Below are 19,203 nucleotides of genomic sequence, written 5' to 3'. Positions count from 1 at the left end.
GTCAGCTCCTCGTCCTCGACAGCAGTCCGGCGGCCCTGGTCGAGGAGTCGAAGACGGCTCCGTCGGTCAGCACGAACGTGCCGCCCGCGGCCTCGACCGCGGCCACCTCCGCCGCGACCCGCGGGTCCTGCAGGTCCGCGTAATCGGCGCCCTTGAAGTAGTGGTCGGGTTTGAGCGCCTGAATCAGCGGAACTGCGGTGAGCTCCTCGTTGAGCACGACGAGATCGACGACTTCCAGCGCCGCGAGAACCGTGGTCCGGGCGGTGTCGTCGAAAATCGGCCGACCCGGTCCCTTGTTGATGGATTTGGCGGCGGTCACCGAGACGAGGAGGCGGTCGGAATGCTTCGCCGCCTGGCTCAGGTGATGGATGTGCCCGCTGTGCAGAATGTCGAAACAACCGTGGCACATGCCCAGGGAGATTCCGCTCCGCGCGAACTGCTCGCGCAATTCCAGGGCCTCCGGTATTGATATCTTCTTCGATGGGGACACGGCAACTCCTCGGCCGCTGCGGTTGGGTGGGTTCAGGTGGCGGTGCCGACCGCTGCGGCGCTGGTTCCGCGGTCGAGCAGGATGCGCTGGTAGTGCCGGAGGAGGCGGTCACCGGCGACGTCGCCGCCGAAGCTCTCCGCCAGCCAGGCCCGCCCCGCCCGGACCTGTTCGCGGTACCGCTCGGGGTGGTCGAGGGCGTCCCCGACCGCGGCGGTGAGCGCCCCGGCGTCCTGCGGGGCCGCCAGCAGCTCCGGGATCACCTTGCCCACCGTCTCTTGGAGCCCGCCGACCCCGTAGGCCACCACGGGGGTGCCGAGCATCATCGCCTCGATGGCGCTGCCGCCCAGCTCCTCGTGCACCGACGGCATGACGAGCAGGTCGATCTCGCTCATCACCAGCGGGATGTGGTCGTTGGGCAGGAAACCGGTGAAGGCGAAGCGGTCGGACAGGCCCGCCTTCGCCACCGCCTCGGCCATCCGCGGTCGCTGCGGGCCGTCGCCGACGACGAGGAACGCGAAGGACTCCGCCGGTCGCTGCGCGGTAAGCCGGCGGGCCACCTCGACGAAGTGGTCCCAGCCCTTCTCGTGCGCCACCCGGCCGACGTAGCCCACGACCTTCGGGGTTCCGCCGATCCCCGCCGCGCGCAGGCGCTCGCGCACCGGGGTGCCGGTCCGGACCGGGGCGTCCGCGTCGACGGAGTCCGGTACCACGTCGATGTCCACCGCCGCGGGCCGCAGCGCTTCGGCGACGGTGTCGGCGGTGCGCTTGGTGAGGGTGCAGACCCGGGCCGCCCTGCGCAGCGCCCAGCGCTCGACGGCCGCGACGAACCGGTGCTGGTAGTGGTCGAAGCGCGACATCGGCTTGTAGACGCCGATTCGGGAGCAGTGCAGCACGAGGCTGTAGGGGCGGCGCAGGATCGCCGCCGCGACCGGACCGGCCAGCAGCGCCCACAGCTGGCCGTCGGCGTGCACCTGGATCAGGTCCGGCCGCTGCGCGCGGCGCAACCGCGCGCAGGCGGCCATCGCCGCCAGGAACCAGGCGAGGTTCAGCCCCACCAGGCCGGTCAGCTCGGAGCGCAACCGGGGCAGCGGTGCCCTGGTGATCCGCACGACCAGCCCGGGGGAGTCCTCGCGGGTCCTGGGCAGCCCGGGGAAGCCGAGGGTGAACACCTCCTGCTGGACCCCGCGCCGCGCGAGCTGCCGGGACAGCCGCAGGATCTGCACCTGCATCCCGCCGACGGCGTCGAACTCGGCGGGCCAGCTGTCCACGCAGTCGTGGTGGAAGAACGGGGTGAGCCGCAGCACGCGCACGTCGTCACCTCCGTCCTAAGTGGATTCCGCCGGGCGAGCGGCGACCGCGGCCGGGTGCGCGAACTCGTCCACCACGGCGTCCGCGACGGACCGGTCGGCGACCGTGAGCGGCAGGCCCTCGGACTCCAGCGGAACGCCCGGGGCCTTGAGCAGGACCATGACGTAGCCCTCGCCCGCGCTGTTGAGGTAGCCGCGCTTGTTGTCGTACCGCAGGCGCAACCGCACGTCGTCTGGGTTGACGTCGGCGGGGAACCGCAGGTCGACGCCCACCTTGGAGATGAGTTCGCGGTGCAGCTCGACCAGCCCCCGGTCGGCCATCCCGAGCCGGTGGGCGATCTCGGCCTCGGCGAGCATGCCGAGCCCGATCGCGGCGCCGTGCGGGACCTCGCCCTTGGAGGCGTGCTCCAGGGCGTGGCCGATGGTGTGGCCGTACTCCAGCACCAGGCCCTGTCGGCGCTCGTGCATGTCGTTCTCGGTGACCTGCGCCTTGGCGGCGATGCTCTCGTGGATGATCCAGCGCATGACGTCGTCGTCGTAGTTCTCGTCCAGCGGCAGGTTCGCGGACAGCACGTCGATCATGCTGGGCCGGATCGCGAGCGCGTTCTTCACCACCTCGCACAGGCCCGACCTGATCTCGCGGCGGCTGAGCGTCCGGAAGAACGCCGTGTCGGCCAGCACCTCGACCGGCTGGTAGAAGGTGCCGACGAGGTTCTTGCCGATGGAGCTGTTCACCGCCTGCTTGAGCGAGAGCACCGAGTCCAGCATCGCCACCACGGTCGTGGGCACGTGCACCAGCCGGATGCCGCGGAACAGCAGCGCGGCCATCAGACCCGCGATGTTCCCGGTGACCCCGCCGCCGAGCGCGACGACGATCGTGCGCCGGTCGGCGCCCAGCCGCAGCGCGGCCTCGGTCAGCTGGTTGAGCGTGCCGAGTCCTTTGTGCTCCTCGCCTCCCCGGTGCACCAGCAGGTCGGCGGGCCCGGCCGACCGCCGTATTCGCTCGGTGAGGTCGTTGCCGTGCAGGCCCGCCACGGTGGTGTCGGCGACGACGAGGTAGCGGCTGCCCTCCAGCTCGCCGAGCCGGGCCACGATCTGATCGACGCAACCGGTGCCCAGCCGGTAGGGAAACCGCGCGCTTCCCATCGTTATGGTGGTCACGTTCATCCCAACTCCCCAACTCCCCAAGTACGCCTGGTTCTGCCGCGTCAGGAACCCAGTTCCGCGCTGTTGTCGAGGACCTTCCGCACGGCGGTCGCGATGTCCTCCACGTCCGAGGCGTCGCCGAGCAGCGCCGCGTGGTGGAGCGTGAAGCTGCGCTGCGCGACGCGTTCGCAGACCGGCAGCGGGAACCGGGACGGGTCGAGCTGCTTCTCGTGCTCGTCGCTGATCGCGTAGCGGCGCCTGCTCGCCGGGTCGTAGAGCTTGTTCAGCGACAGCGGCCGGTAGGTGGGGACCACGGAGAACCCCAGCTCCGCGGAGAGGGCGGCGTTGACCTTCGCGATGTCGGCGCCCACGAGGGCGTCCTCGGGCAGCCGCGCGGCGTAGACGTAGTAGGTCCGCGAATCGGTCCCGGGGGACGTCCGCTGGGGCTGGCAGCCCAGTTCGGCGAGCAGCTCGTCGAGCACGGCGGCGTTGCGGGCGCGCCGGGCGTTCTGCTCGTCGAGCTCTTTGAGCTGCTCGACCAGGACGGCGGCGTGGAACTCCGACAGGCAGCGGTTGTTGCCCATCAGCTCACCGGTCTCCACCAGCTCCATCGAACCCACCGGGGGAGCGGCGGCCGGATAGCACCGCCCGTCGGCCCGCAGGTGCTCGACCCGGCGCGCCAGGCCCGCGTCGTCGGTCACGACCGCGCCGCCCTCGCCGCTGGTCAGCACCTTGCTGTGCTGCATGCTGAAGGTGCCCGCCGCGCCGAAGGTGCCGACCTTGCGGCCGCGGTAGACCGCGCCGTGCGCCTGGGCGCAGTCCTCGATGAGGGCGATGCCGTGCCGGTCGGCGATGTCCCGCAGCGCGGTCAGGTCCGCCACCGCGGAGTACAGGTGGACCACGGCGATCGCCCTGGTCCGCGGGGTGATCGCGGCCTCCACCGCGGCGGGGTCCAGGCACAGGGTGTCGGGGTCGATGTCGGCGAGCACGGGCACCGCGTTGACCCCGATGACCGTCGAGGCTGAGGCCACCCAGGACAGGCCGGGCACGATCACCTCGTCACCGGCCCCGACCCCGCAGGCCTCCAGCGCGAGCATCAGGCTCGCGGTCCCGCTGGCCGCGGGCACGCAGTGCGCCGTTCCGCAGTACTCGGCGAAATCGCGGGCGAAGCGCCGTTCGAACGACTCGGAGCCCCGGTACGGCCCGCTCAGGGACCAGCGGGCGGAGGACAGCACCTCGGTCAGCGCCGCGCTGGTCCCGGCCGCGGGCTGCGGCCACAGCGGCCACGGCGCGGTCCGCACCGGCGTTCCGTCGTTGATAGCGAGTTTCTGTTGCACAGGTCGCCTTTCTCGAGGAGTTGAGGCAGGGAAGTGGCGGGGTGAACGCGCGCGGAGGCGTTCCCGCCGCCGGAGTGGCGAACGACGCCCCAGGCCACCGGAACTCCCCGCGCGAGCCGGTCCGGCCGGGCCTGGAGCGATGTGCAGTTGTCCCCCCTGGAGCCGAACAGGTTCCCCCCGAGGTGTCGGAAGATCAGGAGAGCAGCCGGGCGGCGGCTTCGCCGAGCAGCTTCACCACCTCGTCCACGTGCCAGCGGCCGCGCTCGAAGTCGGTGGCGTGCTGCGGGTTCCGGCCCTGGATCCCGGAGCGGGTCAGGTGGCACTCCTCGCCGGGCAGGTCGGACAGGTCCAGCGCGGACAGCCGGTCCAGGTGCACGTTCTCCGGGAACAGCGCGCCGTAGACGGAGGTCTCCAGCGCGCCCGCGTGGTCCATGTCCAGCCCGAGCTCCGGGTCGAAACCGCAGTCGTCGTCGGAACCGTCGAAGGTGACCAGCCCGCGCAGCCCCGTCTCGTGCCGGACCTGCTCCAGGGCGCAGGAGATCGGGATCGTCTGCTTGGTGGTCCAGTGCCCGGACACCACGATCGCGGCCTTGAAGCCCACAGTGGACAGTCCGCGCAGGACGTCGGCGTACAGGTTGAAGATCGTCTCCGGTCGCAGCCCGGGGTGGGTCGCACCGCGCCAGCTGCCCTGCATGAAGCCCCACGGGCTGCCCGGCAGCACGATCCCGCCGTGCGCCGCCGCGGCCCGCTCGCAGATCGCGGTGGCCTTGTCGGTGTCCACGCCGTAGGGCAGGTGGGCGCTGTGCCACTCCAGCGATCCGACCGGCACGTAGGCCACCGGTGCGGTGGCCAGGCGCGCGTCGAACTCGGCGGGCAGCAGCCGGTCGTAGCGGACCTCGGTGGTGGTCATCCCGCTACACCTCCACGTGCCGGCTGCGCAGGTCCGCCACCGACAGCCACATGTCGTTGGTGTCCGAGGTGTAGCTGAAGCCGTCGGGCACCGCGGTCCCGGAAGCGGCGCCGCTCCGCCCGGAGATCGCCGAGCGCACCACGTAGCGCTCGCCGAGCCGGACGGTCCGGCGCGCCTCGGACTCGGAGATCATCTCCTCGTGCAGCTTCTCGCCCGGCAGGATGCCGATCTCGTGGATCGGGCTGCCCGGTGCGATGGCCTCGGCGAGGTCGATGACGCGCATGCTGGGGATCCGCGGCACGAAGATCTCGCCGCCGGTCATCAGGTCGAAGGAGTCGGTGATGAACCGCACCGCCTCGTCGAGGCTGATCCAGAAGCGGGTCATCCGCTTGTCCGTGATGGGGATCGGCTGGCCCGTCGCGGCCAGCTGCTTGAACCGGGGGACCACGGAACCGCGGCTGCCGATGACGTTGCCGTAGCGCACGACGCTGAACCGGGTGGCCCTGCTGCCCGCGTCCTCGTTGGCGGCGACGAACAGCTTGTCGGCGCAGAGCTTGCTCGCGCCGTAGAGGTTGACCGGGCTGGACGCCTTGTCGGTGGACACGCCGATCACCCGCGAGACGCCGTTCTCCAGCGCCGCGTCGATGACGTTCTGGGTGCCGAGGACGTTGGTGCGGATGTACTCGATGCAGTGGCGTTCGGCCACGGAGACGTGCTTGAGCGCCGCCGCGTGCACGACGTGCTCGACCTCTCGCATGGCGGACCGCAGCCGCTGGCCGTCGCGTACGTCGCCGATCACCCACTCGATGCGGGGGTCGTGGCGGAACTCCTCGCGGAGCGTGTGCTGCTTGAGCTCGTCGCGGGAGTAGACCACGACGGAAGCGCATGCGAGCTGGTCCAGTGCGAAGCGGATGAACGCGCGACCGAGAGAACCGGTCCCGCCGGTTATCATCACCCTGCTTCCGGACAAGGCCTGGTGGGATGACACGTCTTCTCCCTCGAGGTGTACAGCAGTCCAGGTGGCGGAATCGCGGCAACCAGTTCCACCGCGGCGCGGCGGAGTTCCGCTGGTTTCCGCTCGATGTCGGGTACCGCGGCCGGGAGTTCTGCCGCGGTCGTCCTGCTCGGACGACTATTGCGCGAGAATGGTCCGCCCGGTCTTCTCGCGGTCGGCGAGTTCGACGGCGTCGGCGACGGCCAGGGCGGCCTTGGTGATGCTCCCCGGCGCTTCCGCCCCGCCCATGTCGGTGGGAATCCAGCCCGGGTCCACGCCGTTCACCAGCACGTCGTGGGGTCGCAGGGCAATGGCCAGGTTCAGGGTCATCGCGTTGAGCGCGGCTTTGGACATCCGATAGCAGGTGTACTCGCCGTCGAAGGTGTCCGCATTCGCGTCCTCGCTGGTCACGTTCACCACCGAGGCGCCGTTCGCCGCTTTCAGCAGCGGCAGGAAGGCCTGGACCACCAGCAGCGGCCCGCACGCGTTGGTCAGCAGCATCTGGACCGCGGTGCGCGGTTCCAGGTCCGGCAGGTGCTCTTCCCGGTGGGAGAACAGCCCGGCGTTGTTGACCACGGCGTGCAACCGGTCGGTCAGCCCCGCCACCGCCCTCGCCGCCGCGGCGATGCTCGCCGGGTCCGCCACGTCCACCGCGACCGCGTGCGCGGTGCCGCCTTCCCCGCGCAGCTCGGTGAGCGCGGCTTCGGCGGCGCGGGGATCGCGGCACCCCAGGAGGACCGACCAGCCCCGCCGCGCGAGCACCCGCGCGCTGCTCAGGCCGAGCCCGCGATTACCGCCCGTGATCAGCGCGTATCGCTGGTTGCGGCCCATCAGGACGTTGCGGTGTCGTGCGCCGGGCCCGGCCGGGTCCACCGGAAACAATTGTTGGAAATGATTTCCGGAAGGCCTCGTGAATTGTTGGCCGAGCGTCTGGGTGGAGGAAAGTGAAGTGAGCCCGAAAGGCTGAACATGATCATCAAGCTAGCAACGGCCGCACAGGGCGTCAAGCAGCCCGACAGCCGTTCGGGAAAGCGGAGGAACCGGACCAATTATTGCGCTCCGGGGTGGGAAAACCGGTAAAGCGCCACGTCGTCGCGTCCGTCGCCGCGAACTGCGGGTGAACTCGGGTCGCCGGTGGTGGGAATCTTTACGGGATTCAATTACCCGGTTCACTCAAACGTACCAGAATCTGCCCGAAATCGGGTCGCCGCGGATGTCCGAGCGGGTTGTTCGCCGTTCAAATAACTGCCCGGGCGGCGACCTTGACGCCGCCCGGGGGTGCTTCGGTAGTCTTGCCGGGAATCTCCTCGCGACCTGCCCTGTGAAAATTGAGCGGTCCGGGCAGCGGTCATTCGTGTCGGTGGCATTCTCGTCGTTGAAATCGCGCTCCCGCCGCGTGCCCGGGTGCGTTAAGGAGTTGCCCGTGAAGTTCGTAGCGGTGGATCAGGCCGCCCGCCAGGTGTTCGACGCGTGCATCATCGGCAGCGGAGCGTCCGGCGGCGTCACGGCCCACACGCTGGCGCAGCAAGGCCTGTCCGTGCTCCTGGTGGAGCAGGGCGACATCATCCCGCCCGGCGGCAAGATCGACGATCACCTGGACCCGGACAGCTGGGCCTACGCGTGGCGGCACGGCCGCTGGTGGGACACCGGATATCCCTGGTCCGCCCAGGGATTCGGCGGCGGCACCATCTTCTACGCCGGTGTTTCCTTCCGGTACCACCCCCGCGACTTCACGCCGAGCGACGAGTTCATGGGCTCCGCGGCGTACGAGCACTGGGGGCTGACCAGGCAGGAGCTCGACCCCCACTACGACTGGATCGAGGCGCAGCTGGCCGTGGCGGGGCCGTCCGGGGAAACCGTCGGGGAGTACCGATTTCCGCGCTACACCAGGGAACGCCTCCCGTACACGAGCCCGGGCCGGGTGCTCGCCGAGGCGGCGGAGAGCCTCGGCGGGAAACCGGTGGCCACCCCGGTGGCGATCAGCGGTGTCGCCGACCGCTTCACCTCCGGCTGCCGCCAGCTGACCCCGTGCACCGACAACCACTGCCCGATCGGCGCCAAGGCCGACGTCGCCTCCCGCCTGCTTTACGACTGCGGGGACGAGCTTTCGGTGCTCCTGCGCTCCAGAGCGGTGAAGCTGGTGGCCTCCCGGCCGGGCGTGGTCGGCTCGGTCGAGGTGCTCAGCGACGACGAGCGGAGCAGCACGACGATCCGCGCCCGCCGATTCTTCTTGGCCGCCAACGCGATTCAGTCGGCGGCGCTGCTGCTGCGCTCGTCGTCCCGGCTGGAACCGCACGGCATGGCCAACAGCAGCGGCCTGGTCGGCAGGCACCTGGCCATGAAGGTCAGCGGCTACCTGCGCAGCCACGTGCCGAGCCAGCACGGCTACCGCCCGCTGCAGCACCGCTACTCCAGCATGACCTTGCTCGACTCGATGTACGGACCGGAGTTCCCCGGCGGCATGGGCGGTCTGATCTACGAGGCCAACCCGTGGGACGGCGTCGAGGACAACGGGTTCATGCCCCTGCAGCTGGAGTGCAGCGTCGGCGACCGCCCCCGGGCCCGCAACCGGATCGGCCTGAGCAAGGAGCGGGACCGGTGGGGACTGCCGCGGGTGGTGATGAACTACGTCGCCGACAAGCACGACCTGGCCCGGCTGCGGGTGCTGCGCCAGCGCGCCACCGCGCTCCTGCGCTCGCTGGGCGGGAAGGTGCGGCAGGTCAGCACCAAGTACGAGCTCGGCAGCGCGCACCTGCACGGAACCCTGCGCGCGGGGAAGGACCCCCGAACCTCGGTGACCGACCGCATGGGGCGGCTGCACGACTACGACAACGTGTGGGCCGTCGACGGTGCGGTGTTCCCGTTCGCCGGGAACCTCAACCCGACCCTGACCATCCAGGCGAACGCCCGCCGGATCGCCTCCGCCATCGCCTGACCCTCCCTCCCCGGTCGCGCCCCGCGGCCGCCGTCGTCGACATGCGAGGTACAGATGAAACTCGGGAACGTACTGCTGGTGAGCCCGAAGACGTCCTTCGGGCGCGATCTGCAGCGCACCTACGCGGGCGGGCTCGGCACCGTGTGCAAGGACGAGGACTTCCTGCTGCCGCCGCTGGACCTGATGCGGCTCGCCGGTGTCCTCCGGGAGGGCGCCGACGAGATCACCATCGCCGACGAGGAGGTCACCGGCATGGTGGTGGCCGAACCCGGGAGCACCGTGATCTGCCAGGTCTCCCTGCCGAGCCTGCTGGAGGACGCCGACCGCATAGCGGGGTTCAGGGCGGCCGGTGCCCGATGCTTCGCCTACACCAGCATCCGCAGCCCCGCGCAGTGGAAGACGCTGTTCGAGCGCGGCGGCTGCGAGGGGATCCTGCTGCCGGAGTCCATCACCTTCGCCCTGGACGTCCTGCGCGGGGACACCTCCCTGCCGGGGATCGTCACGCCGGAGACCCAGCTGGACCCGCGGCACCACAAGCCGGAGTTCGGCGACCTGGCCGCCGAAGCGCTGCCCGCCCGCGATCTGCTCGACCACGCGCCGTACATGTTCCCGCCGATCGCCAAGAGCGGGATCACCAGCATCAACGGCAGCTTCGGCTGCCCGTACCCGTGCCGCTTCTACTGCCCGTACCCGCTCAGCGAGGGACGCAAGATCCGGACCTACCCGATCGAGCGGATCGTGGCGGAGTTCCAGCAGTGCGCCGAGCTCGGCATCACCGCCGCGGTCTTCCGCGACCCCGTCTTCTCCTTCCACCGGGACCGCACCATCGAGATGTGCCGGGCCATCGAGGCCGCCGACACCGGCGTGCCGTGGTGGTGCGAGACCCGCATCGACCGGCTCGACGAGGAGGTCGTGGCCGCGCTGGTCGACTCCGGCTGCGTCGGGGTCGAGGTGGGAGTCGAGAGCGGCGACCCGGAGATGCAGGCGAGCGCGGTGCGCAAGCGGCTCGACCTGGACACCGTCCGCAGGTTCCACGCGGTGGCCCGGGAGGCGGGACTCAAGCTCGTCTTCCTGTTCCTGATCGGGCTGCCGCAGGAGACCCGGACCTCCATCCGGCGCACCTTCGACTTCATCATGGAGCTGGGCCTGGCCGACAACGAGTTCAACATGAGCGTGATCACGCCCTACCCCGGCACCGAACTGCACCGGATCGCCCTGGACAAGGGCTGGATCGACCGGGTGGAGAACGTCTTCACCAGCCACAACGCGGTCATGCACACCGACCAGCTGACCGTGGAGGACCTGGAGGAGGCGAGCGCGCTCGTCAACGAGCTGCACGCGGTCTGCCGCCCGACGGCCACGGCGGAGGAGCGGGCGGACTTCCAGTCCAAGGTGCACGCCTGGTCCGAGGGCGCGCAGGTCTGAGGGGATGATGATGCGCAGGAAACGCGCGAATGAGCGGTCGGTGGCGCTGGTCGCGCTCGCCACCGCGGCGGTGGCGCTCTCGCCGGTGGTCCCCTCGGACGGCAGCGGATCGGCGGCCGCCTCCGGGCTTCCGGTGGCGGAAGCGGTCCGGACCGGCGCGGTCCGCAACGTCCTGCTGTTCATCGGCGACGGCATGGGCGATTCGGAGATCACGCTGGCGCGCAACTACGACCGCGGCGCGGCGGGGCGGCTGACCCTGGACCGGTTGCCGGTCTCCGGTTCCTACACCACCTACTCGGTCGGCCGGGGAGCACCGGACCAGGTCGAGTACGTCACCGATTCCGCGGCGGCCGCCACGGGGTGGGCGACCGGGTCCAAGACCTACAACGGGGCGATCGGCGTCGACGCCCGCGGCCGACCGCTGCCCACGGTCCTGGAGCTCGCGCAGCAGGGCGGCTACCGGACCGGGAACGTCACCACGGCCGAGGTCTTCGACGCCACCCCGGCCGCCATCTCGGCGCACGTCCTGGAGCGCGATTGCGCCGGGCCCGACGACATGCAGCCCTGCGCCCCGAACGCCGTCGAGAACGGCGGCCCCGGGTCGATCGTCGAGCAGCAGGTGGCGCTGCGGCCCGACGTGCTGATGGGCGGCGGTGCGGAGGCGTTCGCCCAACGCGTCAGGGCCGGGGAGTTCGCGGGCCGGACGGTGCGCCAGCAGGCCGAGGACTCCGGCTTCCAGGTCCTCGACCGGGCGGACCAGCTCGACGGCCTGAGCGGGGACCGGCCGGTGCTCGGCCTGTTCGCCGACGGCGGTCTCGCCCCGATCTGGACCGGGCCGGTGGCCAGGCGGGGCGGCACCGAACCCACCCGGTGCGCGCCCAACGCGGAGCGCCCGGCGGACGAGCCACGGCTGGCGGAGATGACCCGGGCGGCCGTGGACCTGCTGGACCGCAAGTCGGCGGGCCAGCAGCGGGGCTTCTTCCTCCAGGTCGAGAGCGCGGGCATCGACAACGCCGCGCACGACGCCGAGCCGTGCGCCCAGATCGGGGAGACCCTCCAGTTCGACGAGGCGGTCGCCGCCGGTCTGGAGTTCGCCGAGCACAACCCCGGCACCCTGGTCATCGTCACCGCCGACCACGCGCAGGCCACCCAGATCGTCCCCAACGGGGTGCCGACGCCGGGGCAGACCGCCACCCTGATCACCAACGAGGGCAGCCACATCACGGTCAACTACGCGACCGCGATGCCCGGCGAGTCCCAGGAGCACAGCGGGAGCCAGGTGCCCATCGCGGGCCAGGGGCCGCACGCGGCCGACGTCGACGGCGTGACGGACCAGACCGACCTGTTCCGCACCCTCACCGGGGCGATGGGACTGGGTTGACGACCCGCGCGGGGAGGGGATCGGTGAGCGGCATCCCGGTGCTGCTCACCGATCTCCGCGTTCGGCGACTAGCCGAAGTGGACGGAACGTGCGGGCAGGTTGTCCGGCTCGGCCAGCGCGAGGACCTTGTCGCACTCCGCGGGGAGGTCCTCGGTGCTGATCTTCCAGCCGTAGTCGTAGAGCTGGTCGGTGGCCGCGCAGCACAGGCTCGCCACGATCCAGCACGGCAGCACCTCGTGCTCGGTGCGGCTGAGCGGGCGGCGGCTCTGGTAGCCCTCCAGCACGGCTTCGAAGGCGGGCCGGTCCCAGGACTCGCGGAACCCGTCGCCCTCGGGGACCACCGCGCCGACGGAGATGAGCGACCACGCCAGATCGGACACGGCGGGCCCGCGGTGCACGTCGTCCAGGTCGACCAGAACCGCCCGGCCCGCGCGGGTGAGCAGGACGTTGCCCGGGCACGGGTCGCCGTGCAGCACCACGTCCGGCGGGGCCTCCGACGTCCGCGCCCGCTGCCGGGCGTCGGCCAGCTCGGCGGTCAGCGCGCGGTGGCGGTCGGCGCCCCGGGCGGCGAGCCCTTCGGCGAGCAGCGGGAGGTGGAAGCGGGCCTTGTCGAACCTGTCGTGCGGCTCCTGGTGCTGGAGCTCCACCCCGTCCAGCGCGCTGGCGGCGAGCAGGTGGAACTCGGCGAGCGCGGCACCGAGGTCCCGCAGGTCCGGGGCGGCGAGCCCGGGCGTGCGGCCGGGCGTCCACTCCCACATCTCGTACAGCGCCCCGTCGGCGCCGCGGACCGGGTTGGACGGCACCTCGCCGGGCAGCGCGGGCACCGGGCCACCGGCGTCGGCGAGGCGCCGGTGGACGGCGCAGTGCGCCAGGAACTCGCTCTCGCTCAGGTAGTCCCGCTTCTTCTTCACCACCAGGAGTTCCGATGCCGGTCCGGCCGGGCGAACGAGCCAGGTCGGCTCTCCGCCGCTGCGGAGATGCCGTTCCACCGACCAATTCCGCAGACCGATGCTGGCGAGCAACGACGATTCGTCGATATCCGATCCCACGGCGGGTGAGTGTACCGGTGATCGCGCGCAATAGAACCGTCGCGAGCGGGCTCGCGCAGATTTTTCGCGCGTTCCGATCGCCATTGGACCAAAAGGGCGACAACGGTGAATGGGCGGCCCTCCCGCGCTTGCCGGTGCCGCACCCCTGTGGCAGACTAAGATCAAATTGTCGGGCACGTTCAACCTGAGTTGGAAAAAGCTGCTGGGGGCAGGTGCGCGCCGAGCGCGGGGGATGGCGCCGTCGTGCTCACGTGCCTATCAGTTCCTTGTGCGACCGGCTTGACCAGTGAGGATCCGGGCTTTTGCATGTCGTCGAAAACGCAGGTCCCCGAACGGAATGAATCACGCAGCGCAGCAGCGACCCTGTACCGGTTGATCCCATTCGTGAAACCGGATATTCTCCTCGTCGGGCTGGCTCTGCTGTCGGCCACGGCGGCCACCCTCTGCGGTTTGCTGATTCCACTGGTCATCCAGTGGATCATCGATGGACCGGTGGCCCGAGGTGATCTGCTGGAACTGTTGTGGGCGTCGGTCGGAATTCTTCTGCTCGGCGCTCTGGAAGCGCTCTTCTTCCTGGGGCGGCACCGTTTGGTAATCGGTCCGAGCGCCCGGATGGAATCCCGGATGCGGAGCGCTCTCTTCGATCACCTGCAGCGGTTGCCGCTGATCTTCCACGACCGGTGGCACTCCGGTCAGCTGCTCTCCCGCGCGGTGTCCGACATCAGCACCATCGTGCGGTTCCCGCGCTACGCCCTGGTGTACCTGGTGGTGAACAGCTTCACCATCGCGGCGAGCCTGGTCGTCCTGTGCTGGATGTCCCCGCTGCTGGGCCTGGTCTTCGCGGTGATCAGCGTGCCCGTCGCCATCGGCTCCACGCTGTTCGAGTCCAGGTACAAGGCGCAGAGCCTGCGGGCGCAGAACCAGCTCGGCGACCTCACCACCCAGGTGGAGGAATCGGTGCTGGGCATCCGGGTGCTCAAGGCTTTCGGCCGCAGCGCGCAGGCGACGGCGGCGTTCCGGCGCCAGGCCGAGCTCCTGCGGAACACCGAGATCGGCAAGGTGCGGCTGCTCGGCGTGCTCACCGCCACCATCGTGGGGTTGCCCGAGATCGCGCTCGGCGCCGTGCTCGCCGTCGGCGGTTTCCTGGCCGCCCAGGGCACTTTGAGCGCCGGTGAGCTGGTCGCCGCGGTCGCGGTGGTCGCCTACCTGCAGTGGCCCCTGGAGTCCATCGGCTACCTGCTGGCCGAGGCCAACAGCGCCGCAGCGGCGGCCCAGCGGTACTTCCAGCTGCTGGACGCCCCGGTCACGATCGTCGACCCGCCCCGCCCGCAGCACCTGCCGACGCCGCTGCGCGGCCACCTGCGGTTGGAGAAGGTGAGCTTCCGCTTCCCCGGCGCTGCGGAGGACCTGCTCACCGAGGTCGACCTGGAGATCCGGCCGGGGGAGACGCTCGCCCTGGTGGGCGCGGCGGGCTCCGGCAAGTCCCTCCTGGTGGGCCTGATCACCCGGCTCTACGACGTGACCGGCGGCCGGATCACCCTCGACGGCGTGGACATCACCCAGGTGCCGCTGGCCGAGCTGCGCGAGGCGGTGGCGACGGTCTTCGAGGACCCCGTGCTGTTCTCGGGCTCGGTCGCGGACAACGTCCGCCTCGACCGCGAGCAGCTGACCGACGAGCAGGTGGACGAGGCGCTGCGGGTCGCCAACGCCGATTCCTTCGTCGCCGCAATGCCTTCCGGCGCGCGCACCGAGGTCGGCGAGCAGGGCTTCTCGCTGTCCGGCGGCCAGCGGCAGCGGTTGGCGCTCGCCCGTGCGGTGGTGGGACGCCCGTCCCTGCTGGTGATGGACGACCCGCTGTCCGCATTGGACGTCCACACCGAGGCGGAGGTGGAGGCGGCGCTGCGCCAGGTGCTGCGCGGGACGACGGCGCTGATCGTCGCGCACCGCCCGAGCACGGTGCAGTTGGCCAGCCGGGTGGCCCTGCTCAGCGGGGGCCGCATCACGGCGGTCGGTTCCCACCACGAGCTGCTGCGCACCTCACCGGAGTACTGGGCCCTGATGTCCTCCAGCGACGAGCAGACCTTCCAGACCGAGGCGGCGACATCATGAGCCAGCCCAAGACCATCACCGAGGACAGCGAGCAGGAGAGCCCGGAACGGCGGGAACCCGACGTGGAGGGCTACGAGGAGCTGGACCGCCAGGAGCGGCGGGAGCTGCAGAAGCGGTCCCGCCGACTGCTGGGCGACCTCCTCGCACCGCACTCGAAGGGCGCGGTCCTCGCGCTGGTGCTCGCGCTCCTGGACACCGCGGCCGAGATGGCGCGACCGCTGCTGATCGCCGCCGTGATCGACAGCGGCATCCCCGCCGCGGGCGGCGGCGATTACGGCCCGCTGGCCTGGTACGTCATCGGCTACGCGGCCTCCAGCGTGGCCTCGGCCGGGCTGACCTACGCCTTCATGACGCTGTCCGGGCGGATCGGCCAGGACGTGCTGCTCGACCTGCGGCACCGGCTGTTCCGGCACGTCCAGAAGCTGTCCATCTCGTTCCACGAGTCCTACCGCTCCAGCAAGATCATCTCCCGGCTGACCAGCGACGTCGAAGCGCTGAGCGAGCTCCTGGAAGAAAGCATCGAGGGCTTGTTGCGCGCGTTCCTGTCGGTCGTCACCATCGCGGTGCTGCTGATCTGGCTGGACCTGCCGCTGACCAGCGTCATCCTGCTCACCTTCATCCCGCTGCTGCTGGTGACCAGCGCCTACCGCAAGCGGTCCTACCAGCACTTCCGCCGGACCAGGACGACCATCGCCCGGGTGACCGGGCACTTCGTCGAGACGATGAACGGCATCCGCGCGGTGCAGGCCTACCGCCAGGAGGGCACCAACTCCCGCTCGATGCGCGAGCGGAACGCGGCGAACCAGGACGCGACGGTCAGGGCGGGCTTCGCGCTGGCCCACTCGACGGCGGCGATCAACTTCATCGGCAACGCCACGATCGCCCTCGTGCTGCTGGTCGGCGGCTGGCGCATCGTGCAGGGCGAGCTGGCGGTGGGGGTGCTCGCGGCCTACGTGCTGTACCTGCGCAAGTTCTACGACCCGGTGGACGACCTGGCGCGGTTCGCCAACTCCTACGCCTCGGCCTCGGCGGCGCTGGAGAAGATCTCCGGCGTCCTCGCGGAGCAGCCCAAGGTCGCGCACCCGCCGGAGCGGGAACCGCTGCGCATCTCCGACGCCTCCGTCGAGTTCCGCCACGTCGAGTTCCGCTACCCCTCCGGCGAGGAGACGGTCCTGCCGGACCTCGACGTGCGGATCCCGGCGGGGCAGACGGTGGCCATGGTGGGCGCGACCGGGTCGGGCAAGTCCACGATCGCCAAGCTGCTGGCCCGGTTCTACGACCCGGTGTCCGGCGTCGTCGCGATCAACGGCGTGGACCTGCGGGACATCCCGGAAACCGATCTCCGCGCGGCGATCGCGATGGTCACCCAGGAGTCCTTCCTGTTCTCCGGTTCGGTCGCCGACAACATCGCGCTGGGGCGGCCGAGCGCCAGCCGGGCGGACGTCGAGGCGGCGGCGAAGGCGATCGGGGCGCACGAGTTCATCAGCAAGCTGCCCGACGGCTACGACAGCGAGGTGAACAAGCGCGGCTGCCGCCTCTCGGCGGGCCAGCGCCAGCTGGTCGCGCTGGCGCGCGTCCTGCTCGCCGATCCCGCGATCGTGATCCTGGACGAGGCGACGTCCAGCATGGACATCGCCACCGAGCGCACGGTGCAGCGCGCGCTGCGCACGGTGCTGAGCGGCCGGACAGCGCTGATCATCGCGCACCGGCTGTCCACAGTGCTCACCGCCGACCGGGTGCTGGTGATCGAGCGGGGCCGGATCGTGGAGGACGGGCGCCCGAGCGACCTCATCGGCAACGGGGACCAGTTCGCGGCCCTGCACGAGGCATGGCTGATCAGCACGAAGGGGTGAGGAGTGCAGGACGACTCGTTCCGGTCCGGAAAACTGCTGCTGGTGTCGCCGCACCCGGACGACATCGCCTACTCCTGCGGCGGCCTGGTGGAGACGCGGATCGACGCGGCCCACCTGCTGACCGTGTTCACCCGTTCCGAGTGGACGATCTCCGAGCACCTGCGCGACGCGGGCGCGGACGCCCTGAGCGAGGTCCGCGTCGCGGAGGACCGGCGGTACTGCGCGGAGCGCGCCATCGACCACAGCTTCCTGGACTTCGCCGACGCCAGCCTGCGCGGCTACGACGACGAGCAGGAACTGCTGGCCAGGGCGGAGGACGACCCCCTCGCCGACGAGGTGGCCGGGAAGCTCGCGGAGGTGGTCCGGGGAGTCGCCCCGGACCTGGTGATCGCCCCGGCGGCGGTGGGCAACCACATCGACCACCTGCTCGTGCACCTGGCGGTCCGCGCGCTGGACGGCGATCACCGGACGCTGTACTACGAGGACATCCCCTACAGCGCGCACCACGCGCTGAAGACCGTGGAGCGCGAGCTGAGGGAGGTGCGGGGCCTGCGCCCGTTCCGGACCTTCGACATCTCGGCGGTGATCGAGTCCAAGGTGGAGGGCATGCGCGTCTACCGGAGCCAGACCGACGACCAGGGCGTCCAGGACATGCGCTTCCACGCGAGCCGCGTCGCGGCTCCGCCGGGTGAGTTCGGCGAACGTCTCTGGGAGGCCGCCGACTGAGGTACGCGTGCACCGCCCGCCTCGATCACCTGCCGAGGCGGGCGGTTTCGTCCTGCCAACACGCGAAACTGCCCGCCACGGCGAGGTGGCGGGCAGCTCCGCGGCGGATCAGGCCTCGATGTTGAACACCGATCGGGTGTTGGCGTCGACCCGGCGCAGCGCGACGTCCAGCGCGGAGTCGAAGTCGGCCAGCCCGAACTCGTGGCTGAGCAGCGGTTCCACGTTCACCTGGCCCGACTCGATGGCTTCGATCGCCTCCGGGAAGAGACCGCCGGGGCCCATCAGCCCGCGGAGGGTCAGGCCCTTCAGCACCGCGTGGTACGGCGCCATCGGCGCGGCCTCCTCGAGGCGGTACCCGACCAGACCGACCCGCCCGGTCGGCCGGACGACCTCCATCGCCTCCTGCACCGCGACCGGGTACCCGGAGGCCTCCAGCACCACGTCCGGTTCCAGCTCCGGCCGCTCCCGGACCAGGGCGGTCACCGAGCCCGGCGAGCCGTCCGCGACGGCGGTGGCGCCCATCTCGCCCGCCACGGCACGACGTTCCGGCACCGGATCGGCGGCGAGCGTCACCGTCGCACCCAAGTACCGGGCGACCTCGCCGAGCAGCAACCCGATGCCGCCCGCGCCGAGCACGGCCACCCGGTCACCCGGCTCGATGCCGATGGTGGCCGCGGCGTGCAGCGCGACCGCCAGCGGCTCCACCTGGCAGGCCGCGCGCAGCGACACCGAATCCGGCAGCGCGTGCAGGTTCCCGGCCGGGATCGTGAGGTACTCGGCGCAGCCGCCGTCCCGGGTGAACCCCAGCTCCTGCAGGTTCGCGCACAGCGACGGGCTGTTCCGCTGGCAGGTCGGGCACGAACCGCACGGCACGGTCAGGTCGCCGACCACCCTGGACCCGACCAGGTGCGAGTGGCCGGAGTCGCCGACGTCGACGACCGTGCCGCTCCACTCGTGGCCCGGCACGACCGGATAGGTGGAGCCGTGCCAAACACCGCGGTAGAAGGAGAGATCGCTGCCGCACAGCGAGTTGTAGGCGACGCGGACGAGCGCCTCGTCCGGTCCCGGGCGGGGAATTTCCTTGTCCACCAGGTGGGCGTGTTCGGGCGCTTCGAAGACGACTGCTTTCACGCAGACTCCCGGATTCAGGCTTCGATGAACCATGACGGGCTGGGCGCAACTGCCAGCCATGTGCAGTACCGGCAACCCTAGTGAGCGTTGACGATCATGCATAAGCCGCTGATCGGGTGACGGGATTTCCCTTTGCTGGCAAGGGGATTTTCGCGACACGAGGGCGTGCTGACCGAGCCGCCGGGGCTCGCCCGGGAGCCGTGTGAACAACGCGAACACCGCGAGAAGACCGGGGGTGAACGGGATTCGGTCGCCGCTCGTGCTTCCCGGGCATCATTTTCCCGGATTTCGCCGGGCGATTCTCCGCGCGGGGTGATCACCGTTTGGCGGATGCCGGTGCGCTCCGGCGCTGGATACCCTCCCGTGGGCGCGCGCTGAGGAACCGTCCGTCCCCGGTGCGACGGTGCCCG

15 protein-coding genes are annotated in these 19,203 nt (G+C 70.8%); 6 read left to right on the top strand and 9 right to left on the bottom strand.

Features of this window, described 5'->3' with window-relative positions; all coding sequences use genetic code 11:
- Position 1 precedes the first annotated feature (1 nt).
- From F1721_RS09755 to F1721_RS09725, 7 genes are all read right to left on the bottom strand, one after another.
- Complete coding sequence (locus F1721_RS09755; RefSeq protein ID WP_150066270.1) at positions 2–490, bottom strand: adenylyltransferase/cytidyltransferase family protein; 489 nt, start codon at positions 488–490, stop codon at positions 2–4.
- Positions 491–522: 32 nt separating this feature from the next.
- On the bottom strand, positions 523–1,800 hold the full coding sequence (locus F1721_RS09750) for a glycosyltransferase family 4 protein (protein ID WP_150066269.1): 1,278 nt from the start codon (positions 1,798–1,800) through the stop codon (positions 523–525).
- 15 nt (positions 1,801–1,815) lie between these two features.
- Positions 1,816–2,964: a 2-deoxy-scyllo-inosose synthase gene (locus F1721_RS09745; protein ID WP_150066268.1), complete on the bottom strand. Its 1,149-nt coding sequence runs from the start codon at positions 2,962–2,964 to the stop codon at positions 1,816–1,818.
- Between the two features lie 41 nt (positions 2,965–3,005).
- Positions 3,006–4,244 (bottom strand): DegT/DnrJ/EryC1/StrS family aminotransferase, encoded by a 1,239-nt coding sequence (locus F1721_RS09740; protein ID WP_211840398.1) that lies wholly within the window; start codon positions 4,242–4,244, stop codon positions 3,006–3,008.
- Between the two features lie 229 nt (positions 4,245–4,473).
- Complete coding sequence (locus F1721_RS09735; protein ID WP_150066266.1) at positions 4,474–5,190, bottom strand: creatininase family protein; 717 nt, start codon at positions 5,188–5,190, stop codon at positions 4,474–4,476.
- Positions 5,191–5,194: 4 nt separating this feature from the next.
- Positions 5,195–6,160 carry a UDP-N-acetylglucosamine 4,6-dehydratase (inverting) gene (gene pseB, locus F1721_RS09730; protein ID WP_281288752.1) on the bottom strand — a complete coding sequence of 322 codons (966 nt, stop codon included), beginning with the start codon at positions 6,158–6,160 and terminating at the stop codon, positions 5,195–5,197.
- Positions 6,161–6,322: 162 nt separating this feature from the next.
- Positions 6,323–7,057, bottom strand: a complete 735-nt coding sequence (locus F1721_RS09725; RefSeq protein ID WP_150066264.1) for an SDR family NAD(P)-dependent oxidoreductase — start codon at positions 7,055–7,057, stop codon at positions 6,323–6,325.
- A 550-nt stretch (positions 7,058–7,607) separates the two neighbouring features.
- Between F1721_RS09725 and F1721_RS09720 the strand changes: the two genes are divergently transcribed.
- Genes F1721_RS09720 through F1721_RS09710 form a run of 3 tightly spaced genes read left to right on the top strand, consistent with a single transcriptional unit; the run spans position 7,608 to position 11,925 of the window.
- Positions 7,608–9,119: a GMC oxidoreductase gene (locus F1721_RS09720; protein WP_170301428.1), complete on the top strand. Its 1,512-nt coding sequence runs from the start codon at positions 7,608–7,610 to the stop codon at positions 9,117–9,119.
- A gap of 54 nt (positions 9,120–9,173) precedes the next feature.
- Positions 9,174–10,544, top strand: coding sequence for an AprD4 family radical SAM diol-dehydratase (locus F1721_RS09715; RefSeq protein ID WP_150066262.1), 1,371 nt, complete (start codon positions 9,174–9,176; stop codon positions 10,542–10,544).
- Between the two features lie 10 nt (positions 10,545–10,554).
- Positions 10,555–11,925, top strand: coding sequence for an alkaline phosphatase (locus tag F1721_RS09710; protein WP_246154599.1), 1,371 nt, complete (start codon positions 10,555–10,557; stop codon positions 11,923–11,925).
- A gap of 68 nt (positions 11,926–11,993) precedes the next feature.
- Here F1721_RS09710 and F1721_RS09705 read toward each other — a convergent pair whose 3' ends face one another.
- The gene (locus F1721_RS09705; protein ID WP_170301426.1) at positions 11,994–12,914 is read right to left on the bottom strand and encodes a phosphotransferase enzyme family protein; all 921 of its coding nucleotides are present in this window, start codon (positions 12,912–12,914) and stop codon (positions 11,994–11,996) included.
- Positions 12,915–13,280: 366 nt separating this feature from the next.
- Between F1721_RS09705 and F1721_RS09700 the strand changes: the two genes are divergently transcribed.
- Genes F1721_RS09700 through F1721_RS09690 form a run of 3 tightly spaced genes read left to right on the top strand, consistent with a single transcriptional unit; the run spans position 13,281 to position 17,662 of the window.
- Positions 13,281–15,083, top strand: coding sequence for an ABC transporter ATP-binding protein (locus tag F1721_RS09700; RefSeq protein ID WP_150066260.1), 1,803 nt, complete (start codon positions 13,281–13,283; stop codon positions 15,081–15,083).
- Positions 15,080–16,936 carry an ABC transporter ATP-binding protein gene (locus tag F1721_RS09695; RefSeq protein ID WP_150066259.1) on the top strand — a complete coding sequence of 619 codons (1,857 nt, stop codon included), beginning with the start codon at positions 15,080–15,082 and terminating at the stop codon, positions 16,934–16,936. The genes F1721_RS09700 and F1721_RS09695 overlap by 4 nt, the downstream gene beginning before the upstream one ends.
- Positions 16,937–16,939: 3 nt before the next feature.
- A complete protein-coding gene (locus F1721_RS09690; RefSeq protein ID WP_150066258.1) occupies positions 16,940–17,662 on the top strand; it encodes a PIG-L deacetylase family protein in 723 nt (240 codons plus the stop codon).
- A gap of 108 nt (positions 17,663–17,770) precedes the next feature.
- Here the strand turns inward: F1721_RS09690 and F1721_RS09685 are convergent, their stop codons facing one another.
- Complete coding sequence (locus F1721_RS09685; protein WP_170301425.1) at positions 17,771–18,793, bottom strand: zinc-dependent alcohol dehydrogenase; 1,023 nt, start codon at positions 18,791–18,793, stop codon at positions 17,771–17,773.
- Positions 18,794–19,203: the final 410 nt, after the last annotated feature.

The sequence above is a fragment of the Saccharopolyspora hirsuta genome (assembly GCF_008630535.1).
Taxonomy (GTDB): Bacteria; Actinomycetota; Actinomycetes; order Mycobacteriales; family Pseudonocardiaceae; genus Saccharopolyspora; species Saccharopolyspora hirsuta.
Note: the sequence above shows the minus strand (reverse complement) of the source record. Positions and strands in the feature narration are given on the sequence as shown.

What these genes read in the sequence shown, in the direction of transcription:
- F1721_RS09695 (WP_150066259.1), top strand. Translation starts at nt 15,080, where the DNA reads ATGAGCCAGCCCAAGACCATCACCGAGGACAGCGAGCAGGAGAGCCCG.
- F1721_RS09745 (WP_150066268.1), bottom strand. Translation starts at nt 2,964, where the DNA reads ATGAACGTGACCACCATAACGATGGGAAGCGCGCGGTTTCCCTACCGG.
- F1721_RS09735 (WP_150066266.1), bottom strand. Translation starts at nt 5,190, where the DNA reads ATGACCACCACCGAGGTCCGCTACGACCGGCTGCTGCCCGCCGAGTTC.
- F1721_RS09715 (WP_150066262.1), top strand. Translation starts at nt 9,174, where the DNA reads ATGAAACTCGGGAACGTACTGCTGGTGAGCCCGAAGACGTCCTTCGGG.
- F1721_RS09700 (WP_150066260.1), top strand. Translation starts at nt 13,281, where the DNA reads ATGTCGTCGAAAACGCAGGTCCCCGAACGGAATGAATCACGCAGCGCA.
- F1721_RS09710 (WP_246154599.1), top strand. Translation starts at nt 10,555, where the DNA reads ATGCGCAGGAAACGCGCGAATGAGCGGTCGGTGGCGCTGGTCGCGCTC.